Source organism: Stenotrophomonas sp. RIT-551, assembly GCF_026241915.1.
GTDB lineage: Bacteria > Pseudomonadota > Gammaproteobacteria > Xanthomonadales > Xanthomonadaceae > Stenotrophomonas > Stenotrophomonas bentonitica_A.
In genome coordinates, this window is sequence record NZ_JAPJIU010000001.1 from 486,416 (window position 1) to 506,434 (window position 20,019).

The 20,019-nt window shown below is 66.3% G+C and carries 19 protein-coding genes; 7 read left to right on the forward strand and 12 right to left on the reverse strand.

What is annotated here, in order from left to right:
* Window positions 1-46 precede the first annotated feature (46 nt).
* From atpG to ORK51_RS02055, 3 genes are all read left to right on the forward strand, one after another.
* A complete protein-coding gene (gene atpG / locus ORK51_RS02045) occupies window positions 47-910 on the forward strand; it encodes a F0F1 ATP synthase subunit gamma (RefSeq protein ID WP_019183635.1) in 864 nt (287 codons plus the stop codon).
* 37 nt (window positions 911-947) lie between these two features.
* Window positions 948-2,354: a F0F1 ATP synthase subunit beta gene (gene atpD, locus ORK51_RS02050; RefSeq protein ID WP_019183636.1), complete on the forward strand. Its 1,407-nt coding sequence runs from the start codon at window positions 948-950 to the stop codon at window positions 2,352-2,354.
* 115 nt (window positions 2,355-2,469) lie between these two features.
* Window positions 2,470-2,892 carry a F0F1 ATP synthase subunit epsilon gene (locus ORK51_RS02055; protein ID WP_019183637.1) on the forward strand — a complete coding sequence of 141 codons (423 nt, stop codon included), beginning with the start codon at window positions 2,470-2,472 and terminating at the stop codon, window positions 2,890-2,892.
* 84 nt (window positions 2,893-2,976) lie between these two features.
* Here the strand turns inward: ORK51_RS02055 and ORK51_RS02060 are convergent, their stop codons facing one another.
* Complete coding sequence (locus tag ORK51_RS02060) at window positions 2,977-3,360, reverse strand: GtrA family protein (protein WP_070425992.1); 384 nt, start codon at window positions 3,358-3,360, stop codon at window positions 2,977-2,979.
* An 85-nt stretch (window positions 3,361-3,445) separates the two neighbouring features.
* Between ORK51_RS02060 and glmU the strand changes: the two genes are divergently transcribed.
* Complete coding sequence (glmU, locus tag ORK51_RS02065) at window positions 3,446-4,810, forward strand: bifunctional UDP-N-acetylglucosamine diphosphorylase/glucosamine-1-phosphate N-acetyltransferase GlmU (RefSeq protein WP_070425991.1); 1,365 nt, start codon at window positions 3,446-3,448, stop codon at window positions 4,808-4,810.
* A 63-nt stretch (window positions 4,811-4,873) separates the two neighbouring features.
* On the opposite strand, the gene ORK51_RS02070 is transcribed toward glmU, so the two are convergent.
* The 7 genes from ORK51_RS02070 to ORK51_RS02100 form a co-directional block, all read right to left on the reverse strand.
* Window positions 4,874-6,241 (reverse strand): sensor histidine kinase, encoded by a 1,368-nt coding sequence (locus ORK51_RS02070; RefSeq protein WP_070425990.1) that lies wholly within the window; start codon window positions 6,239-6,241, stop codon window positions 4,874-4,876.
* Entirely contained in the window at window positions 6,238-7,578 is a 1,341-nt protein-coding gene (locus ORK51_RS02075) for a sigma-54-dependent transcriptional regulator (RefSeq protein WP_266083729.1), read from the reverse strand. The genes ORK51_RS02070 and ORK51_RS02075 overlap by 4 nt, the downstream gene beginning before the upstream one ends.
* Before the next feature lie 79 nt (window positions 7,579-7,657).
* Window positions 7,658-8,059, reverse strand: a complete 402-nt coding sequence (locus ORK51_RS02080; RefSeq protein ID WP_266083731.1) for a PDZ domain-containing protein — start codon at window positions 8,057-8,059, stop codon at window positions 7,658-7,660.
* Window positions 8,060-8,090: 31 nt separating this feature from the next.
* Window positions 8,091-9,311 carry an ABC transporter permease gene (locus ORK51_RS02085; protein WP_046273141.1) on the reverse strand — a complete coding sequence of 407 codons (1,221 nt, stop codon included), beginning with the start codon at window positions 9,309-9,311 and terminating at the stop codon, window positions 8,091-8,093.
* 16 nt (window positions 9,312-9,327) lie between these two features.
* Window positions 9,328-10,632 carry an ABC transporter permease gene (locus ORK51_RS02090; protein WP_070425988.1) on the reverse strand — a complete coding sequence of 435 codons (1,305 nt, stop codon included), beginning with the start codon at window positions 10,630-10,632 and terminating at the stop codon, window positions 9,328-9,330.
* 8 nt (window positions 10,633-10,640) lie between these two features.
* Entirely contained in the window at window positions 10,641-11,366 is a 726-nt protein-coding gene (locus tag ORK51_RS02095; protein WP_019183645.1) for an ABC transporter ATP-binding protein, read from the reverse strand.
* A 42-nt stretch (window positions 11,367-11,408) separates the two neighbouring features.
* Complete coding sequence (locus ORK51_RS02100; RefSeq protein WP_019183646.1) at window positions 11,409-12,674, reverse strand: efflux RND transporter periplasmic adaptor subunit; 1,266 nt, start codon at window positions 12,672-12,674, stop codon at window positions 11,409-11,411.
* Between the two features lie 203 nt (window positions 12,675-12,877).
* Here ORK51_RS02100 and glmS point away from each other — a divergent pair, with 203 nt between their 5' ends.
* Window positions 12,878-14,719 (forward strand): glutamine--fructose-6-phosphate transaminase (isomerizing), encoded by a 1,842-nt coding sequence (glmS, locus tag ORK51_RS02105; RefSeq protein ID WP_266083738.1) that lies wholly within the window; start codon window positions 12,878-12,880, stop codon window positions 14,717-14,719.
* A gap of 346 nt (window positions 14,720-15,065) precedes the next feature.
* Window positions 15,066-15,497: a CBS domain-containing protein gene (locus tag ORK51_RS02110; protein ID WP_070425985.1), complete on the forward strand. Its 432-nt coding sequence runs from the start codon at window positions 15,066-15,068 to the stop codon at window positions 15,495-15,497.
* 59 nt (window positions 15,498-15,556) lie between these two features.
* Here ORK51_RS02110 and ORK51_RS02115 read toward each other — a convergent pair whose 3' ends face one another.
* The 3 genes from ORK51_RS02115 to ORK51_RS02125 all read right to left on the reverse strand — a co-directional run bounded on the left by ORK51_RS02115 (window position 15,557) and on the right by ORK51_RS02125 (window position 18,823).
* Window positions 15,557-17,008 (reverse strand): UdgX family uracil-DNA binding protein, encoded by a 1,452-nt coding sequence (locus ORK51_RS02115; RefSeq protein ID WP_266083740.1) that lies wholly within the window; start codon window positions 17,006-17,008, stop codon window positions 15,557-15,559.
* Window position 17,009: 1 nt separating this feature from the next.
* Window positions 17,010-18,314: a putative DNA modification/repair radical SAM protein gene (locus ORK51_RS02120; protein ID WP_266083742.1), complete on the reverse strand. Its 1,305-nt coding sequence runs from the start codon at window positions 18,312-18,314 to the stop codon at window positions 17,010-17,012.
* 74 nt (window positions 18,315-18,388) lie between these two features.
* Entirely contained in the window at window positions 18,389-18,823 is a 435-nt protein-coding gene (locus ORK51_RS02125; protein WP_266083744.1) for a VOC family protein, read from the reverse strand.
* Between the two features lie 198 nt (window positions 18,824-19,021).
* On the opposite strand from ORK51_RS02125, the gene ORK51_RS02130 reads away from it, so the two are divergent.
* The gene (locus tag ORK51_RS02130; protein ID WP_266083745.1) at window positions 19,022-19,384 is read left to right on the forward strand and encodes a hypothetical protein; all 363 of its coding nucleotides are present in this window, start codon (window positions 19,022-19,024) and stop codon (window positions 19,382-19,384) included.
* A gap of 48 nt (window positions 19,385-19,432) precedes the next feature.
* On the opposite strand, the gene gloA is transcribed toward ORK51_RS02130, so the two are convergent.
* Window positions 19,433-19,960 (reverse strand): lactoylglutathione lyase, encoded by a 528-nt coding sequence (gene gloA / locus ORK51_RS02135; RefSeq protein WP_261998109.1) that lies wholly within the window; start codon window positions 19,958-19,960, stop codon window positions 19,433-19,435.
* Window positions 19,961-20,019 lie beyond the last annotated feature (59 nt).

The window sequence follows — 20,019 nt, forward strand, 5'->3', positions numbered from 1 at the left end:
TCTACGTCAAACGCGGGGCCTGTGCCCCGCGCCACGGGAAGAAGAGATGGCAAGCGGACGCGAAATCAAAACCAAGATCAAGAGCGTGCAGAACACCCGCAAGGTGACGCGTGCGCTCGAAATGGTCTCGGCCTCCAAGATCCGCAAGGCGCAGGAGCGGATGAAGACGTCGCGTCCGTATGCGCAGGCGATGAAGCAGGTGATCGGTCACCTGGCCCAGGCCAGCACCGACTACCAGCATCCGTTCCTGGTCCAGCGTGACGAGGTCAAGCGCGTCGGTTACATCGTGGTCTCTTCCGACCGCGGTCTGGCGGGCGGCCTGAACAACAACCTGTTCCGCAAGATGCTGGGCGAAGTACGCCAGTGGCAGGACAAGGGCGCCGAGATCGACGTGGTCACCGTCGGCCAGAAGGCCTCGACCTTCTTCCGTCGCGTCAAGGTCAACATGGTCGGCACCGTCACCCACATGGGCGATGTGCCGCACCTGGAACAGCTGATCGGCGTGATCAAGGTGATGCTCGATGCTTTCACCGAAGGCAAGGTCGACCGCGTGTACCTGGTCTACAACCGCTTCATCAACACGATGACGCAGAAGGCCAGCTTCGATCAGCTGCTGCCGTTGCCGGCGGCTGAGAAGCAGGTCGCGCATCACGACTGGGACTACCTGTACGAACCCGACGCCGCGACCGTGCTCGAGCACGTGATGACGCGTTACGTCGAGTCGCTGGTGTACCAGGCCGTGCTGGAAAACGTCGCGTCCGAGCATGCAGCCCGCATGGTCGCGATGAAGTCGGCCAGTGACAACGCGAACAAGCTGATCGGCACCCTGCAGCTCGTCTACAACAAGGCGCGCCAGGCAGCGATCACCCAGGAAATCTCCGAAATCGTCGGCGGCGCGGCAGCAGTCTGACGCGCACAGTCAAAGCACACATTAGAGGATTGCAGCAATGAGTCAGGGCAAGATCGTTCAGATCATCGGCGCCGTCGTCGACGTCGAATTCCCCCGCGAGTCGGTGCCGAAGGTGTACCACGCGCTGAAGGTGGACAACACCGAAATCACGCTGGAAGTGCAGCAGCAGCTCGGCGACGGCGTGGTCCGTTGCATCGCGCTGGGCTCCACCGACGGCCTGAAGCGCAACCTTGTTGCCACCAACACCGAACGCGCCATCTCGGTGCCGGTCGGCGCAGGCACCCTGGGCCGCATCATGGACGTGCTCGGTCGCCCGATCGACGAAGCCGGTCCGGTGGCTGCCAGTGATACCTGGGAAATCCATCGTTCGGCGCCGTCGTACGAAGACCAGTCCCCGGCGACCGAGCTGCTGGAAACCGGCATCAAGGTCATCGACCTGATGTGCCCGTTCGCCAAGGGCGGCAAGGTCGGCCTGTTCGGCGGCGCCGGCGTCGGCAAGACCGTCAACATGATGGAACTGATCAACAACATCGCCAAGGCGCACAGCGGTCTGTCCGTGTTCGCCGGCGTGGGTGAGCGTACCCGTGAGGGCAACGACTTCTACCACGAGATGAAGGACTCCAACGTCCTGGACAAGGTCGCGATGGTGTACGGCCAGATGAACGAGCCGCCGGGCAACCGTCTGCGCGTCGCCCTGACCGGCCTGACCATGGCCGAGTACTTCCGCGACGAGAAGGACGAGAACGGCAAGGGCAAGGACGTGCTGCTGTTCGTCGACAACATCTACCGCTACACCCTGGCCGGTACCGAAGTGTCGGCACTGCTGGGTCGTATGCCGTCGGCGGTGGGTTACCAGCCGACCCTGGCCGAGGAAATGGGCGTCCTGCAGGAGCGCATCACCTCGACCAAGAATGGCTCGATCACCTCGATCCAGGCCGTCTACGTGCCCGCCGATGACTTGACCGATCCGTCGCCGGCCACCACGTTCGCCCATCTGGATTCGACCGTGACCCTGTCGCGTTCGATCGCCTCGCTGGGTATCTACCCGGCCGTGGATCCGCTGGATTCCACCAGCCGCCAGATGGACCCGCTGGTCATCGGCAACGAGCATTACGACACCGCCCAGCGCGTCCAGCAGACCTTGCAGAAGTACAAGGAACTGAAGGACATCATCGCGATCCTGGGCATGGACGAACTGTCCGAAGAGGACAAGCAGGCCGTGACCCGCGCCCGCAAGATCGAGCGCTTCTTCAGCCAGCCGTTCCACGTGGCCGAAGTGTTCACCGGCTCGCCGGGCAAGTACGTGTCGCTGAAGGACACCATCCGTGGCTTCAAGGCCATCGTCGATGGCGAATACGACCACCTGCCGGAACAGGCGTTCTACATGGTCGGCAGCATCGAAGAAGCGGTCGAGAAGGCCAAGAAGATGGCTGAAAAGGCCTGATGCGGCGGGGACGGGCGCCATGCCCGTCCCGACCCGTCACACGGGGTGGGCGCATGCCCACCGCTGAGGACATCCTGCGGTGGGCGCCAGCCCGCCCTAAAGCGAGAAGAGTTTCATGAGCACCATCCGTTGCGACATCGTCAGCGCCGAGCAGGAAATCTTCCGTGGTGAGGCGACCCTGGTCGTGGCCACCGGTGAGCTGGGTGAGCTGGGCATCGCGCCCAAGCACGCCCCGCTGATCACCCGCCTGAAGCCGGGCAAGGTGGTGGTGACCACGCCGAGCGGCGAGCAGATCGACTTCGCCATCTCCGGCGGCATTCTCGAAGTGCAGCCGCAGGTCGTGACCGTGCTGGCCGACACCGCGATCCGTGCCCAGGACATCGACGAAGCCTCGGTCCGCAAGGCCAAGGAAGAAGCCGAGCGCATCCTGGCCAACCGTGGTGAAGCAATGGAAGTGGCCGAAGCGCAGCAGCGCCTGGCGGAAGTGTCCGCCCAGCTGCAGGCGCTGGAGCGCCTGCGCAAGAACCTCAAGCACTGAGCGGAGTGGCGCGACGGCGCCATCCGCGAAGGGAAAACGCCGGCTTGCCGGCGTTTTTTTTTGCCTGCCTCCGGCGATGCCGGCTCAGCGGAAGATCAGCGTCCGCATCAGCAGGAACGACACCGCTGCCAGGCCACCTTCGACCAGGGGTTTGGCCAGCCACGCGTAGCGAAGCCCGAGATGCTCGGCCGCCAGCGTCACCAGCAGCGTACTGATCGCGGTCAGCACGCCCCACAGCAGCAGGAAGCGCACGAACCGTGGCCAGCCCAGCCGGTGTTCGCCATCGCGGGCAAAGGTGTAACGGCCATTGAGCCAGAAGCCGAGCAGCATGCCGCTCACGCGCCCCAGCAGATTGCCGGGTGCCGCAGGCATGCCCAGCGCGGTGGCAGCCACGAACACGGCCCAGTCCAGTCCGAGCTGGATCAGGCCGATGACGAGATAGCTGCTGCCTTGGCGGAGGAGACTCACGTGCGATCCGGGTGCGGGCAATCCCACATGTTAACGAGCGGCGCACTAGAATTCCCTTCTACGATTCCCGGAACGTGATCTGCCCATGACCCAGCCCCTGCACGTGATCATCCTGGCCGCCGGCGCCGGCAAGCGCATGAAGTCGGCCCTGCCGAAAGTGCTGCAGCCCATTGCCGGCCGCCCGATGCTTGCCCACGTCATCGACACCGCGCGCCAGCTGCAGCCCGAGGCGATCCACGTGGTTTATGGCCATGGCGGTGAGGCGGTGCGGCAGGCCTTCGCGGACCAGCCGGACCTGCACTGGGCAGAGCAGAGCCGGCAGCTGGGCACCGGGCATGCCGTGCTGCAGGCCATGCCGGAAGTACCGGATGCGGCAACCGTTCTGGTGTTGTACGGCGACGTGCCGTTGATCCGCGGCGAGACGCTGCGCCACCTGCTGTCGCAGCCGGGCCGCCTGGCCGTGCTGGTGGCCGAGGTCGCCGACCCGACCGGCTACGGCCGGATCGTGCGCAACGCCGAGGGCAAGGTCGGTGCGATCGTCGAACAGAAGGATGCCAGCGACGAACAGCGCAGCATCCGCACCATCAATACCGGCATCATCACCGCCGAATCGACCGCGCTGCGCCGTTGGTTGTCCCAGCTTTCCAATGCCAACGCGCAGGGCGAGTACTACCTGACCGACATCTTTGCCGCGGCAGCGAGTGACTACACCCCGGCCGAGATGGCTTTCGTGCAGGACCCGCAGGACGCCGAAGGCGCCAACGACCCGTGGCAGCTGGCCCAGCTCGAACGCGCCTGGCAGCTGCGCGAAGTGCGTGCACTGTGCGCGCAGGGCGCGCGCGTGCTGGATCCGGCGCGGCTGGATATCCGTGGCCCGGTCACCGTCGGCAGTGACGTGCAGATCGACGTCAACGTGATCCTGGAAGGGCGCGTGGTGCTGGGCGACGGCGTCAGCATCGGCGCGTTCACCCGGCTCAAGGACGTCACCCTGGCCGCGGGCACCGTGGTCAAGCCGCACTGCGACCTGGATGGCGTGATCAGTGAAGGCGCGGCGGAGATCGGTCCGTTCGCGCGCCTGCGCCCGGGTACCGTGCTGGCCGAGGGCTCGCACGTCGGCAATTTCGTGGAAACCAAGAAGGTCGTGCTCGGCGCCGGCAGCAAGGCCAACCACCTCACCTATCTGGGCGATGCGGTGATCGGCAGCAAGGTCAACATCGGCGCGGGCACCATCACCTGCAACTACGACGGCGTGAACAAGTCGCAGACCACCATCGGCGACCGGGCCTTCATCGGCTCCAACAGCTCGCTGGTCGCGCCGGTGGTGATCGGTGAAGGCGCGACTGTCGCCGCCGGCTCGGTGATCACCCGCGGCGCCCCGGCCGACAAGCTGACCGTCGCGCGCGCACGCCAGGAAACCATCGACGGCTGGAAGCGCCCCACGAAGAAGTAATTCCGGCCGCTGGCCGGTAACCAGCCGATCCCGGGCCGCGACGGTGCCGGCCAGCGGCCGGCACTACCGGGCGTCGGCCGGCAGGAACACCGCCACGCACAGGCCGCCCTCGCGGCGGTTCTGCAGCGAAATGCGGCCGCCATGTGCCTCGACGATCTCGCGGGTAAGCGCCAGGCCGAGCCCGGTGCCGTTGCGCTTGGTCGAATAGAACGGCATCAACGCATTCTGCAGCACCGCCTCGTTCATGCCCTTGCCGCGATCCAGGACTTCCAGCCGCAACCACTGCGGCAGCCGGGTCAGACGGACCTCTACATCGTCGTTGGGCGGTTCGGCTTCGCTGCACGCTTCATGCGCATTCTTGAGCAGGTTCAGCAGCGCCTGCCCCAGCTGGGCGATGTCCACGCGGCTGTGCAGGTCGTCGGGCACCTCGGCCATGCGGAACGGGATCTGGTGCTGCAGCCCGCCCAGGAACAGGTTCCACTGCACGGTCTGCAGCTGCGGCTGCGGCAGTTTGGCGAAGCGTGCATAGCCGCGGATGAACCCTTCCAGGTGCCGCGCGCGCTCTTCGATCGTGCCGAACACTTCTTCCAGCCGCTCGGTCTTGCCGCGCCGGACCAGCTCGCCACCGGAGTGGGCGAGCGAGGCGATCGGGGCCAGCGAATTGTTCAACTCGTGGCTGATCACGCGGATCACCTTCTTCCAGGTCTGTACCTCCTGGCGGCGCAGTTCGGCGGTCAGCAGGCGGATCAGCAGCAGGTCGTGCGGGCGGCCGTTGAGGTGGAAGTTGCGGCGTGACAGATGGTAGATCTGCTCATCGTCTTCGTCGCGCTCATCGTCGCTGTCCTGGCCCTCGCCGCGGACCGCGAACAGGCTGTCGCCGCCACGGGCGATGGCGTCGCGCAGCTCGATCGGCATCGCCGCCATGACATCGTGCATGCGCTGGCCTTCCAGCTTCCAGCCGCTGTGCAGCAGCTTGCGCGCGGCCAGGTTGGAGAACACCACGCGCTGCACGCCGTCGCCCCCGTGGGTGAGCAGGAGCATCGACACCGGCGTGTTCTGCACCATGGTGTCCAGCAGCAGTTCGCGCTGGACCAGGTCCTGGCGCTGTGCGCGCAGCACATCGCCGAGTTCGCGGTGGGCCTGGACCAGGTCGCCGAGTTCGTCGTTGGAGGGCCAGTAGATGCCGAAGTTGTATTCGCCATCGCGATAGCTGCTGGTGGTGCCGGACAGCGCGCGCAGCAGCGAGCGGATCGGTGCGGTCGCGCGGCGCAGGCTCCACCACATCAGACCCATCAGCACCACGGTCGAGATCGTGGTGACCGCCCAGCCATGGTCCAGCCAGTACGCCAGATACCACGGGAAGGCGGCCGCCAATGCCAGCACCGGCAGCAGGCGCAGGAACAGCCGGAAGGTGAACGAGCGCCGCTTCATTCGCGTGGAATGCCGTAGCGGTCCATGCGCCGGTACAGCGCCTGGCGGCTGAGCCCGAGTTCGGCAGCGGTCTGGGCGATGATGCCGTGGTTGTGGGCCAGCGCGGTTTCGATCCGGCTGCGGTCCGGGTCCACCGTCGGGTTGGCCGCGCGCGGGGCGGCCGCACGCGGCAGGTTGAGGTCACCGGCCTCGATGCGGGGGCCGCTGGCCAGCAGTTCGGCGCGCTGCAGCACGTTGCGCAGTTCACGCACGTTGCCTGGCCAGGGATGCCGCTGCAGGGCGGTAGCGGCGGCGGTGGACAGCGGCTTGCCGCTGCCCAGGAAACGTTCGGCCAGTGGCAGGATGTCACCGGGGCGTTCGGCCAGTGGCGGCAGGGCCAGCTCGACGGTATTGAGGCGGTAGAACAGATCTTCGCGGAACTGGCCGTCGCGGATCATCGCCGGCAGGTCGGCATTGGTCGCACTGATCACGCGGACTTTGACCTGGCGCTCGCGGTTGGAGCCCAGCCGCTCGAATCGCCCGGTCTCGAGCACGCGCAGCAGTTTCATCTGCCCGCTGGAGGAAAGGTTGCCGATCTCGTCCAGGAACAGGGTGCCGCCGTCGGCGGCTTCAAATTTGCCTTCGCGTGCCTTGTTGGCGCCGGTGTAGGCGCCGGCCTCGGCACCGAACAGCTCGGCCTCGATCAGCTCGGCCGGAATCGCGCCGCAGTTGAGCGCGACGAACGGGCCCTTGGCGACCAGCGAATTGGCCTGGATGATCTCGGCGATCTTCTCCTTGCCCGCGCCGTTGGGGCCGGTGATCAGCACCGGCAGTGCCGAGCGCGCCACCTGGCAGGCCAGGCTGACCACGCGCTCGCTGGCCGGGTCGGCCACCACCGCACCGCGCAGATCGTACCGGGCCTCCAGCGCCGAGCGATCGCGCTGTTCGCGGTCGCGGCGGCGGTCGAGTTCGCGGCGGGTTTCGGACAGTTCCAGCAGGTTGTTGACCGTGACCAGCAGCTTGCGGTCGTCCCAGGGCTTGGCCAGGTAGTCCGCCGCGCCGGCCTTGACCAGATCCACCGCGCTGCTCAGGTGGGTCCAGGCTGTCAGCAGGATCACCGGCAGGTCCGGATGGCGTGCGCGGATCTGCTGGAACAGCGCCTCGCCTTCCTCACCCGACGTGGTGTCTTCGGTGAAGTTCATGTCCTGGATCACCAGGTCCACCGGCTGCTGCTCCAGCAGGGCCAGCCCCTGCTCGGGAGAAAGCGCGTGCAGGGTGTCGATGTCGTGCAGCGAGAACAGCACGTTCAGTGCGGTGCCGACGCTGGCGTTGTCGTCAATGATCAGGATCGAGGGCATGCGGCAACGAAGGACCGGAAGTGGGTTCAAGAGTACCGGAGCGCCGGGCCAACGGGCAGATGGCCCGGCGCGGCTGGCCTCAGCCGCCGGTGCCGGGCGCCTGCGGAATCGGCGGGGTCGGTACCGCCAGCACCTCGCTCCAGGCGGCGGTATCGACATCGACGGTCACCTGGTTGCCCTTGCGCAGCACGGTCACCGGAACCCGGGTGGCCTTGTTGCCGACCAGCGCATGGGTGAGGTCGGCCATGCGCCGTACGGGCTGGCCATCCACGCGCAGGATCCGATCGCCGCTGCGCACGCCGAAGTAGCTGCTCGGCTCGGTGGTCGTGACGCGCATGATGCCATCCTGGGCATCCACCACCAGATGGTGGCCGGCGTCACGCCACTCCAGGCGTGCGGTATCGCTCTGGGTGGCGGCCAGCGCAGGTGCGCTGGCCAGCAGGAGGGACAACAGCAGGGTCGTGATGCTGGTCTTGGTCATGTGTTTGCTCTGGGGATGGGTCTGGTGCATTTCAGGCACTCCGGGTGGCAACGGCAGGGGGAACGGCCGCGGCGCGACGGGCCGGGCCGAAGACAGCGATCTGGCCGAGCAGCCACAGCAGCACCGCACCGATCGGCAGGTAACTGATGGGCATGCGCGGCAGCTCGTAGTTGTTCATCAGCCACAGGTTGATCGTGTAGGCCATCAACATGCCCAGCACGATGCCGACCGTGGCCAGCAGGAAGTTCTCGGTCTGGAAGTACCGCAGGATCTGGCTGCGGGTCGCGCCCAGCGCACGGCGGATGCCGATCTGCTTGGTGCGCTGCTGCACCCAGAAGCTGGCCAGGCCGACGATGCCCAGTGCGGTCACCACCAGCAGGGCCACACACACGGTGATCAGCAGGCCGACCATGGCGCGGTCATTGGCGAAGTACTTCCTGCGCTGCTCCTCGTAGGTGTACTTGCCGTGCACCAACCGGCTTGAATCCACCCGCTCCAATGCCGCCACCGCGGACTTGAGCACTTCGTCGCGCCGGGTCGGATCGGTGACCCGGATCAGGTAGAAGCCCTCGTCATAGGTTGTGCGCAGTGGCAGGACCATCGAGAACTGTGAATCGCCTTCGCGAGCGGTCGGGCGGGCGAGTACCTTGACGATGCCGATGATGCGCAGCGGCATGGAGCCGCTATAGATCGTCTTGCCCAGTGCATCGCCGCCGGGGAACATCTTGTCCGCAATCGCCTGGGTCACGATGACGGCCGAGCCTTCGTCCGCGGCTGCTTCGTCATTCTTGACGACTTCCAGGTCCCGGTACTCATCGGGCTGGAAATCACGACCGGCGATCAGCTCCACGCCCAACGTATCCAGAGCGCCTTCGCGGCCGAAATACTGCGAGGCGCTGAGCGTCGGGCGCTCCTGGTCGGGAACCAGGCCCACGCTCGTATTCCAGGAACTGTTGCGGAACGGGATCTGGTTCAGGGTGACCGCACTCTTGACGCCCGGCAACGCCTGCAGCGCGGCAAGGTCCTCGCGGGTGCGCGCCACGGCGTTGACCTGTGGACCGATGCCGCCCAGGCGGACTTCGATCAGTTCGGTCTCGGCGATGCCGCTGGGCTGGTTGATCTTCTCGATGCGCTGCCCGATCAGGAACAGCGCATTGCAGACGATGGCGCAGGTCAGGGCGATTTCGAGCACGATCAGCGATGCGGCGGTTTTATGCCGGCGGAGCGTGGAGAGGATGGGACGGATATCCATGGTGTGCTCCGGATCCTTACTGCGATTTGAGTTGGATGGCGGGCGCGACCTGCATGGCGCGCAGCGCCGGCAGGAAACCGGCCAGCAGGCTGGCGACCAGGGTCAACGCGAAGGTCATCAGCAGCATCTGCCCATCCAGGGTGGCGAGCTTGGCGTAGTCCACCGGTTGCTGGCGCACCGCGTACAGCCCGAGCAGTGCCAGCAGCAGGCCCAGCAGACCGCCGGCCAGACCGACGGTGCCGGCCTCGATCAGCGACTGCAGGAAGATCTGGCCGCGGCTGGCACCCAGCGCCCGGCGCACGCCGATCTCACCGCTGCGACGCAGGAACTTGGCCAGCAGCAGACCGACCGTATTGATCAGGCAGACCAGCAGGAAGCCCATTGCCAACCACAACTGCAGACGCACGTCGCCGGGGACGACCTTCTTGAAATCCAGCCATTCCATGACGTTGCGCAGCCGTACGTTGTTGGGGCGTTCGAAACGACCGGCGGCGCGCTGCTGCTCGGAGTAGTTCTCCAGATAGCGACGGTACTCCGCGGCCTGGCCCGGGTTTTCCAGCTCCACCCAGTACTGGATCCAGGTGCAGCTGGCGTTGGGACCGGTCGGGTCGGTCTCGTTGCGGCGCCCGAAGCAGTCGATGCTGCCGTTGCGGTCGAACTTCAGCTCGATCGCCGTGGAGAAGGGCAGGTAGACGTCTTCACTGTCGCCGTAGCGGCCGGTATACAGGTCATAGAAGTGCGGGTTGGGATGCCAGTCACCCAGCACGCCCACGACGGTCATCGTGTTGCCGTTGAGGCGGACCGACTTGCCGACGCTGTTGGCGCCCTGGAACAGCTTCTGGTTGAGCGTGCTGGAAATCACCGCGACCCGACCGCGCCCGTCGTCGTCGGTTTCCTTCCAGCCCTGGCCATAGAGGAACGGCGTGTCGAACATCGGGAAGAAATCGCTCGAGGTATACCGCGCATCGGTGTTGAACGGGCGCAGCGTGCTGCCCTCGGGCTCGAGGGTCACACCGCCACCGGTCATCATCGCCTGCCGCTTGGCATGCTTCTCGCGCAGCAGTTTCTCAGCATCGAAGCGGGTCAACTGGTCGGCCGGTTCTTCGCCAGGCTGATAGCCCAGCGCTGACTGTGGATCAACCAGCACGCTGAACAGCCGGTCGCTCTTCTGCGGGATCGGATCACCGGACAGCACGTGGAATACGGTCAGCGTGGTCATCGAGGCGCCGATGCCCAGCGCGATGGCGATCACCATCAGCGCGGTCAGCACCTTGTTGCGCCGGAAGCTGCGCAGGGCCAGTCGGAAGTAGTAAGCGATCATGGCCGGCCTCAGTCGTTGGCGATGGCAGCGGCAACCGCGGGGCGCGGCGTGGCGAGCACCGGGTCGCGCAGCAGGTCGGTGACCTGGCCATCGACGATGTGCACGTTGCGCTTGGCGCGGGCGGCCAGTTCCGGATCGTGGGTCACCATCACGATCGTGGTGCCCTTGGCATTGATTTCTTCCAGCAGCTCCATCACGCCGCGGGCCATCTGGCTGTCCAGGTTGCCGGTCGGTTCATCGGCCAGCAGCAGGCGCGGGCTGCCGGCCAGCGCACGCGCGATCGCGGCGCGCTGCTGCTGGCCGCCCGAGAGTTCGGCCGGGTAGTGCTTCATGCGCGAGCCCAGGCCGACCTGGGCCAGCGCGTGCTCGATGCGCTCCTTGCGCTCGGCCGCGGGCATGCCGCGGTAGCGCAGCGGCACATCGACGTTGTCGAACAGGTTGAGATCGGAGATCAGGTTGAAGCCCTGGAAGATGAAGCCGATCTTCTGGTTGCGCAGGCGGCTGCGCGCGTCATCGCCGAGCTGGCTGACATCCTGGCCGTCGAGCAGGTAGGTGCCGCTGGTGAAGGTTTCAAGCAGGCCGGCGATGTTGAGGAAGGTGGTCTTGCCTGAACCGGACGGACCGGTCACGGCAACGAACTCGCCCTCGCGGACGTGCAGGTCCAGCGACCGCAGAGCATGGGTTTCCACCTGTTCGGTGCGGAAGACTTTGGCGACCGAGCGCATTTCAAGCATGGCTGTTTCCTTTGAGGGTCGAAAGGATCGAAAGGGACTGAATCAGTTGATGGAGACGCGCTCGGCATCGCCGAACAGATCGCTGCCGGACACCACGACGCGGTCGCCGGGCTGCAGGCCAGAGAGGATTTCCACTTCACCCAGGCTGCTCACGCCGAGCTTGACCGGGCGACGGACGGCATGGCTGCCATCCATGACATAGGCGTAGCCGTTGCCCTGTTCGACGAACGGGCCACGTTCGATCTTGAGTGCGTTGCGGCGGGTATCGAGCAGCACGCGCGCCTGCATCCGCTGGCTCTGGCGCAGGCCCTGCGGCTGCTTGTCGGCGAAGCGGATGCGGGCATTGACCTCGCCGGCGACCACTTCCGGGGAGACGGCGGAAATCTCGCCGGCGAACTGGCCGCTGCCACCGGTCAGCTGCGCAGGCATGCCGATCGTCAGCTCGCGGGCGAAGCTCTCCGGCACCTTGATCTCGATCTCGAAGCGCGACAGATCGACCACGCCCAGGATCGGCGCATTGGCGACCACGTTGGTGTGCTGGGTCGCCTGCACCTGGCCGACCTGGCCATCGAAGGGCGCACGCAGCGTGAGCGCGTCGACCTGGCGCTCCACTTCGGTCACCACCGCGCGCTGGCGATCGGCCAGCAGGCGCTTGTTGCGCGCATCCAGATCGGCGCCCTGGGCCTTGAGCATGGCGTCCTTGCGGGCGTGCTCGAGCTGGATGTCGCTCTTCTTGACGGTGTCCTCGGCCTTGGCCACGTCCACCTGCGGCACCGCGCCGCCATCGAAGCCGCGCTTGTAGCGCTCCAGGTCACGCACCGCGGCCTGGCGTTCGATCACGGCCTGGTCGGTGTCCTTCTGCGCGGTGGCGCGCGCCAGGGTCGCATCCAGAGTCGCGCGGCTTGCCTCGGCCTGCAGGCCGGCCAGCGTGGCCTGTTCCTGGGCCAGCTTGCTGCGCAGCTCGGGGCTGTCGATCACGGCCAGTTCCTGGCCCTGCTTGACCACATCACCGGCCACGACCTTCAGGTTCACGTTGCCGGCGGAGATCGCATACAGCACCGGGTTGTTGGCGGCGATCACGCGGCCGTCGGCGGCGATGTCGCGCACCATGTCGCCTCGGGTGACCTCGGCGATGCGGACACGGGCGCTGTCGTAGGAGCGGCTGGCCCCCAGCCAGGCACGGGCGGCGAAGCCGATCGCCACCAGCACGACCAGCGCGGCGACCGCCGGCCACAGCCAGCGCTTCCACGGGGCGGGCGCGGCGTGCGAAGAAAGGGTCTGGTCCTGGGCGGAAGTGTCGCGGATCATCGGGCTCGTTCGCGGTTGGGTTGTGGAGTACCAAGCAGACTCCGTGCCAACTTTTAGCCCTTTGGAAACAACAGCTTGCAAAAAGCGGTCGGTGTCCATGTGTCCGCGGACACCTGACCGGACACTTTCGTTAAGCCGACAGCGCCCAAGTCGCCGGGGCCGCCACGCTAGAATGCGAGGCTTACCAGCAGGGATCTGAATCTATGTGCGGCATTGTGGGAGCGATCGCCCATCGCGACGTGGTACCGGTACTCATCGAAGGATTGAAGCGACTGGAATACCGGGGCTACGATTCCTCCGGCATCGCCGTGATCGATACCACCGCCGCCGAACCCGATGTCCGACGCGTGCGCCGTACCGGCCGGGTGGCGGAGATGGAGAAGGCAGCCACGAGCGAAGGCTTCCAGTCGCTGCTCGGCATCGGCCACACCCGCTGGGCGACCCATGGGGGCGTGACCGAGGCCAATGCACACCCGCACATCAGTCACGGTGTGGCGCTGGTGCACAACGGCATCATCGAGAACCATGAAGAGCAGCGCGAGAAGCTGCGCGCGCTGGGCTACACCTTCGAGTCGCAGACCGACACCGAAGTGATCGCGCACCTGATGCACCATCACCTCAAGGAAGGCGACAGCCTGCTGTCGGCGCTGCAGCGCACGGTCAAGGAACTGACCGGTGCCTATGCGCTGGCGGTGATGAGCCGTGCCGAGCCGGACCATTTCGTCTGTGCCCGCATGGGGTGTCCGCTGCTGGTGGGTGTGGGCGAAGGCGAGAACTTCGTGGCCTCCGATGTCTCGGCGATCATCCAGGCCACCCGCAAGGTGATCTTCCTGGAAGAAGGCGACACGGCCGACATCCGCTGCGACAGCGTGCAGGTCTACGACGAGCACAACCAGCCGATCGTGCGCGATGTGCATCTGTCCGATGTGTCGCTGGCCTCGCTGGAACTGGGCCCGTACCGCCACTTCATGCAGAAGGAAATCCACGAGCAGCCGCGTGCGCTGGGTGACACCATCGAAGCGGCGATCGATGCCGGTGGCTTCCCGGCCACGCTCTTCGGCAAGAACGCCGAGGCCGTGCTGTCGGGCATCGAAGGCGTGCAGATCCTCGCCTGCGGTACCAGCTATTACGCCGGCCTGACCGCGCGTTACTGGATTGAATCCATTGCCGGCCTGCCGTGCAGCGTGGAGATCGCCAGCGAGTACCGTTACCGCGCTGCCTACGCAAACCCGAAGCACCTGATCGTCACCATCTCCCAGTCCGGCGAAACGCTGGATACGATGGAAGCACTCAAGTACGCCAAGTCGCTCGGCCACCTGCACACGCTCTCGATCTGCAACGTGCCCGAGAGCGCGATTCCGCGCGCCAGCGAACTGGTCTGCTACACCCGTGCCGGTGCCGAGATCGGCGTTGCCTCGACCAAGGCGTTCACCACCCAGCTGGCTGCCTTGTTCCAGCTCACCATGGTGCTGGGCAAGCTGCACGGCCGCATCGATGCCGCGCAGGAAGCGGACTACCTGGAACAGCTGCGTTTCCTGCCCGGCAGCGTGCAGCACGCGCTGAACCTGGAGCCGCAGATCGCGGCCTGGGCCGAGCGCTTCGCACGCAAGGCCAACGCCCTGTTCCTGGGCCGGGGCCTGCATTACCCGATCGCACTGGAAGGCGCGCTCAAGCTCAAGGAGATCTCGTACATCCACGCCGAGGCCTATCCGGCCGGCGAGCTGAAGCATGGCCCGCTGGCGCTGGTGGATGAGGACATGCCGGTGGTGGTGATCGCGCCGAACGACAGCCTGCTGGAGAAGGTCAAATCCAACATGCAGGAAGTGCGTGCACGCGGCGGTGAGCTGTTCGTGTTCGCCGACCAGGACAGCAATTTCGCCGCGTCCGAAGGCGTGCATGTGATCCGCACCCCGCGCCACGCCGGTGTGCTCAGCCCGATCGTGCATACCCTGCCGGTGCAGCTGCTGGCATACCACACCGCACTGGCTCGCGGGACAGACGTGGACAAGCCGCGCAACCTGGCCAAGAGCGTGACGGTGGAATAAACGCGCGCGTCGCGTTGTGGATGTGGAGAAGGGGGCCGCGCGGCCCCCTTTTTTGTGTGTGTCAGGTAACCGTGTTCGTCGGTTGCGCCGCGCGGTGGCTCTACCGGCGGCAGGGGGGCGTGGAACTTTAGTCGTGGGCCGCGGCAGCATTCAGCGACGGTTTTACTGGCGGTGCCATTCTCAGGGTCGTCCACTGCTTTCCACGACGAACCGTCCCAGATTTGCAAACTCCTGGCCCAGGGTGCGGTCGTAGAATCGAGTGACCGAGGACTGCGTGGCATCGCCACCGACCTCGCTGCAATCAGGCGCATCTCTCGACTTCAGTAACCTGTAACAGGAAACAAGAATGAACGTCCGCGAACTCCTGCAATCCAAGAAAGAAGCCATCGTCACCATCGATGTGGAAGACACCATCGGTGCCGCCGCGCACAAAATGAGCGCGCACAAGATCGCCGCCCTGGTGGTCATGAAGGACGATGCGCCGGTAAGGATCGTGTCCGAGAAGGACATCGTGCGCAGCCTTGCGGAAGATGGTCCCCAGGCCGGCCGACGCGTCATTTCCAGCCTGCCGTCGGCAGGGCTGGAAGGCATCGGCCCGGATGCGACGCTCAAGCAGGCGATGGCGCTGATGACGTATTCCCGCCATCGTCACCTGATGGTGACCGAGGGCGCCACGCTGGTCGGCATCCTGAGCCTGGGCGACATCGTCAAGAACCTGCTCAGTGAACTCGAGCTGGAAAAAGCGGTGCTGCAGGACATCTACATGGCAGCGCACTGACGCTGCCTGGTCCGCACTGACGGGCATTGCCGGCCGCTGGCTGGCAACCCCGGACGAGGTCAGCGTATGCGTTTGACCTCGACAAGCTGCTGGAGGTCGCCCTTCAGCAGCTGATAGGCCCCATCGCGCGCTGCATCACCGGTTTGCCGCAACACCCACGACGGATGCACCGTCGCGAAGGCGCGCGTGCCGTCATCCAGTACGTGCCAGCGTCCGTGGTTCGCCATCAGGTTGAAGCCGGCACCGAACACCGCCGTCGCCGCGGTAGCACCGAGGCAGACGATCACCTGCGGTCGCACGTTTTCGATCTCCCCCATCAGCCACGGCCGGCAGGCGTTGACGTGGGTGATCTGCGGTTTGCTGTGGATGCGCCGCTTGCCGCGCCGTTCAAAGCGGAAGTGCTTGACCGCATTGGTCATGTACAGCGCGCTGCGCTCGATCCCCAGCTCGCGCAGCGCACGGTCGAGCAGCTGTCCTGCCGGGCCGACGAACGGGTGCCCGCTGAGGTCCTCGCTGTCGCCGGGTTGCTCACCCACCAGCATGATCGATGCGTCGGCCGGGCCCTCACCGAACACGGTCTGCGTGGCCGGTTCCCACAGAGGGCAGCGGCGACACGCCGACGCGGCGTCGCGCAGGGTATCGAGCGTGGCCGGTGCAGCCTTCGCGACGACCGGCAAGCCCGAGGCGGGTTGGGGGATGCGGCGACGCGGTGCCTGCGCTTCGCGGTCGTGCATCTCCTGCACGCGGTCGCCAGCGTCCCGCACCAGCTGCGGCAGCAACGCGGCCTCCGGCAGGTGCTTCCAGTATTTGGCCGGCATCTCCTGCTGCATCATCCGGGTATTCAGCCGCGCCGGATTGAAAATGTTGGCGTAATAGGTGCGCCACAGTTCTTCGCGGGCATCATCGACAGGCGCATCGCTTTGGCGGCCGCCGGGACCGAACGACAGCGCCTGTCCATCCCAGTGTGCGCTGCGCCCCGGCGTGAGGATCGCCCAGCGCATCCCGGCGAAGCGGCGTGCGAAGAAGGGTGCCACGCGGTCGACGATATGGTGCTCGGGCTCGAACCAGGCGATGAACGCATCGTCTTCGCCCGGCACCTCGCGGAAGCGTACGAACGCCTTCATCTTGTGCGTGTCGCGGCGCACCGCCTGGCTCAATGCCATGGCCCGCAGCACGTCCGCATCGGCCGGGTTGGAGAGCAGGCTGCGCTCGCCGTGGGTGATGCGCCAGAGCATGCGGTACAGCAGTGGCATCCGCTGTGGATCGCGATGGCACAGGCAGGTGGCGGCCAGCTCGATGAAGGTCTTGGACACCTGGATCGGTGCCTCGGCCGAGACCACGGAATCATCATCGAGCGCCGGCAATGACGGCGCATCCAGCAGCGAAATGTCCTCGCCCTGCAGCCAGTCCAGCTGATCCGGCGCAACGGCGTGCCGCAACGCCAACCGCGCAGCCGTGCGCCACGCCTCCAGCGACCACACCGGGTCGACCCGCACGCTCCAGCGCGCCATCTCAGTGCGCGGCCGTGTCGGGGAACAGCGAGCCTTGCTGTGGCGGAGGGGCCAGCCGGGCACGCAACGCCGCCGGGTCGTCGAGTGCGCGGTGCGGGTGATGGTCGGCCAACTGCACGAACGGCAGCAGCTTGCTCATCGGTGCGCGCAGGCGCGCCACATCGGCCACGCGCAGCCGACCATGACGGCGTGCCATCAGCACCCGCTTGACGTTGCGCACGCCCAGCCCGGGTACGCGCAGCAGCAGCTCCTTGGGGGCGAGGTTGAGATCCACCGGGAAACGTTCGGGATGGCGGATCGCCCAGGCCATCTTCGGGTCGATATCCAGATCGAGCATCCCGCCCTGGGTGGTGCTGGTGATCTCGTCCACGCCGTAACCATAGAAGCGCAGCAGCCAGTCTGCCTGGTAGAGACGGTGCTCGCGGGCCAGCGGCGGCGCCTGGAGGGGCAGGGCCTTGCTGGCATCGGGGATGGGACTGAACGCGGAGTAGTAGACCCGGCGCATCCGGTAGTTGCCATACAGATTGTCGGCCGCGCCGAGGATCTGCTGGTCGCTGGCACCGTCCGCACCGACGATCATCTGCGTGCTCTGGCCGGCCGGCGCGAAACGCGGCGCGCGCGCGCGGCGGCCGCGTGCCGAAGGCGCGGGCACGGGAGCCGATGCTGCGCCGGCCACTGGCCGGGCCTTGCCTGCTTCCTTGGCTTCTTCGATGCGCCAGCGCAGCTCACCCATCGCCCCGCGGATCGAGGGCAGTGATTTCTCCGGCGCGAAGCTGGCCAGCCCGGCCTCGGTCGGCAGCTCGATGTTGATCGAGAGCCGGTCCGCATGTCGCCCGGCGAGCGCGAGCAGTTCGGGCGAGGCTTCCGGAATCGTCTTGAGGTGGATGTAGCCGCTGAAGCGGCGTTCCTCGCGCAGTACGCGCGCGACCTCCACCATCTGCTCCATGGTGTAGTCGGCGTTGCGGATGATGCCGCTGGAGAGAAACAGCCCTTCGATGTAGTTGCGCTTGTAGAAATCCATCGTCAGCGCGACCACTTCCTCCACGCTGAAACGCGCACGCTGCACATTGCTCGAGACACGGTTGACGCAGTACGCGCAGTCGTAGATGCAGAAGTTGGTCAGCAGGATCTTCAGCAGCGACACGCACCGGCCGTCGGGCGTATAGCTGTGGCAGATCCCCATTCCCTCGGTGCTGCCGATGCCGCCCGAGGCACGCGAGTCGCGCTTGCCTGCACCGCTGGAGGCGCAGGACGCATCGTATTTCGCGGCATCGGCAAGGATGGCCAGTTTGCGGATCGTCTCCATGGAAAGACCGTACCGGGGCACGATCTCATCCAGTGAGACGCTTCAATGCATCCCTGAAGAATTCAGCTTCCGGCTCAGCCTTGGAAGCTAACCTTCACCGAATCCGCGCTGTAGTCGGCCGGCCCATGGAACACCACTTCGATGTTGTTGCCATCCGGATCCAGCACGAAGGCGGCGTAATACCCCGGATGGTAGGGGCGCTCGCCGGGCGCGCCGTTGTCCTTGCCACCGTTGGCCAGCGCCGCGCGGTGGAAGGCCTCCACGGTGGCGCGGTCGCGGGCCTGGAAGGCAAGATGGTGGCGGCCGGTCAGCTGGCCGAGGGCCGCCTCGCTGTCCGGCGTGGAAATGAACAGCTCATCGGCCCAGAAATACGTGTCGCCCTCGCCGGCGATCGGGATGCCGATCGTGTCGAACACGGCCTGGTAGAAGCGGCGGCTGGCGGCCAGGTCCCTGACCACCAGTTGCAGGTGATCGATCAGGCGGCCGCGGTGCAGTTCCATCGTTTCCATACCGGCTCCACAGAGGGTGGGATGGGACGCAGATATACCACCGGACACAGCGTTGCGCATTGCCGCGCCGTCGACCTTGCTGACCACGCGCAGGGCGGCGCCGGCGGCGGCCCTTCCGCCGGCCCGCGCAGTGACCTACGCTGCGTGCTGGCGCCATGAACGAGCAGGCGGAATGAACGCGCAGGCGGAGGAGGCACGATGCTGTGGATGGTGATGATGGCCCAGGCGGTCGCCGGCGACGCGGGCTACCCACAGGCGCATGCCTGGGCGCAACGTGATGAGGCCAGCCTCGAACCGGCGGCGTACACGGCGATGGTGGACAGCATGAGCGAGGTTGGGGGGGCCGCCTTCACGCGCTGCATGCCGACTCCCGCGCCGCAGACGCTGGCCGCATTCACCGTGGTGTTACAGCTGGATGCGCAGGGCAGGGTGGTGCGCACGTGGCGCGAGGGCGAGGAGGCGGTCGCACGCTGCGTGGACGCAGGCTTCGCCGGGAAAACCCTGTTCGTGCCACCGAAGGCGCCGTTCTATGCGGCGTTCGAGTTCCAGGTCGAGCCGTAGCACCGGCAACGCACCGAGCGGTGCCGGTGCGTTGCGCCGCCGCAGGGATCAGGCGATCGGCGTGTTGGAGATGATCTCCACCCAGTAGCCGTCCGGGTCCTTGATGAAGGCCAGGTGCTTCATGCGGCCGTCTTCCAGGCGCTTCTGGTAAGGCACCTGCAGCTCATCGAAGCGCTTGCAGGCGGCCTGGATGTCCGGCACGGACACGCAGATGTGGCCGAAGCCACGCGGGTCGGCATTGCCGTTGTGATAGACCGGGCCGTCCTGGTTTTCGGTGCCATGGTTGTGGGTCAGCTCGAGCACGCCGGGGATGCCGGCCATCCACACGCGGCGGGCATCGTCACCCTCGGGAATCTGCGTGCCGGCCGGCAGCAGGGCGAGGAAGTACAGGCTGAATTCGGCCTCGGGGAAGTGGCGCAGGTCGATCAGGCGGAAGCCCAGCACGCGGGTGTAGAAATCCAGCGAGGCCGTGGCGTCCTTGACGCGCAGCATGGTGTGGTTGAACACGAACCCGGCGGTCTCGGCGGGCACGGTGGCGGCGACGCCGGGAGAGTTCTGGAGGGCGGCAAGGCTCATGGGGATTCCTGGGGGGCAGGGCCGCATCAGCGCGGCGGACCCCTCATTTTACCGGTCCC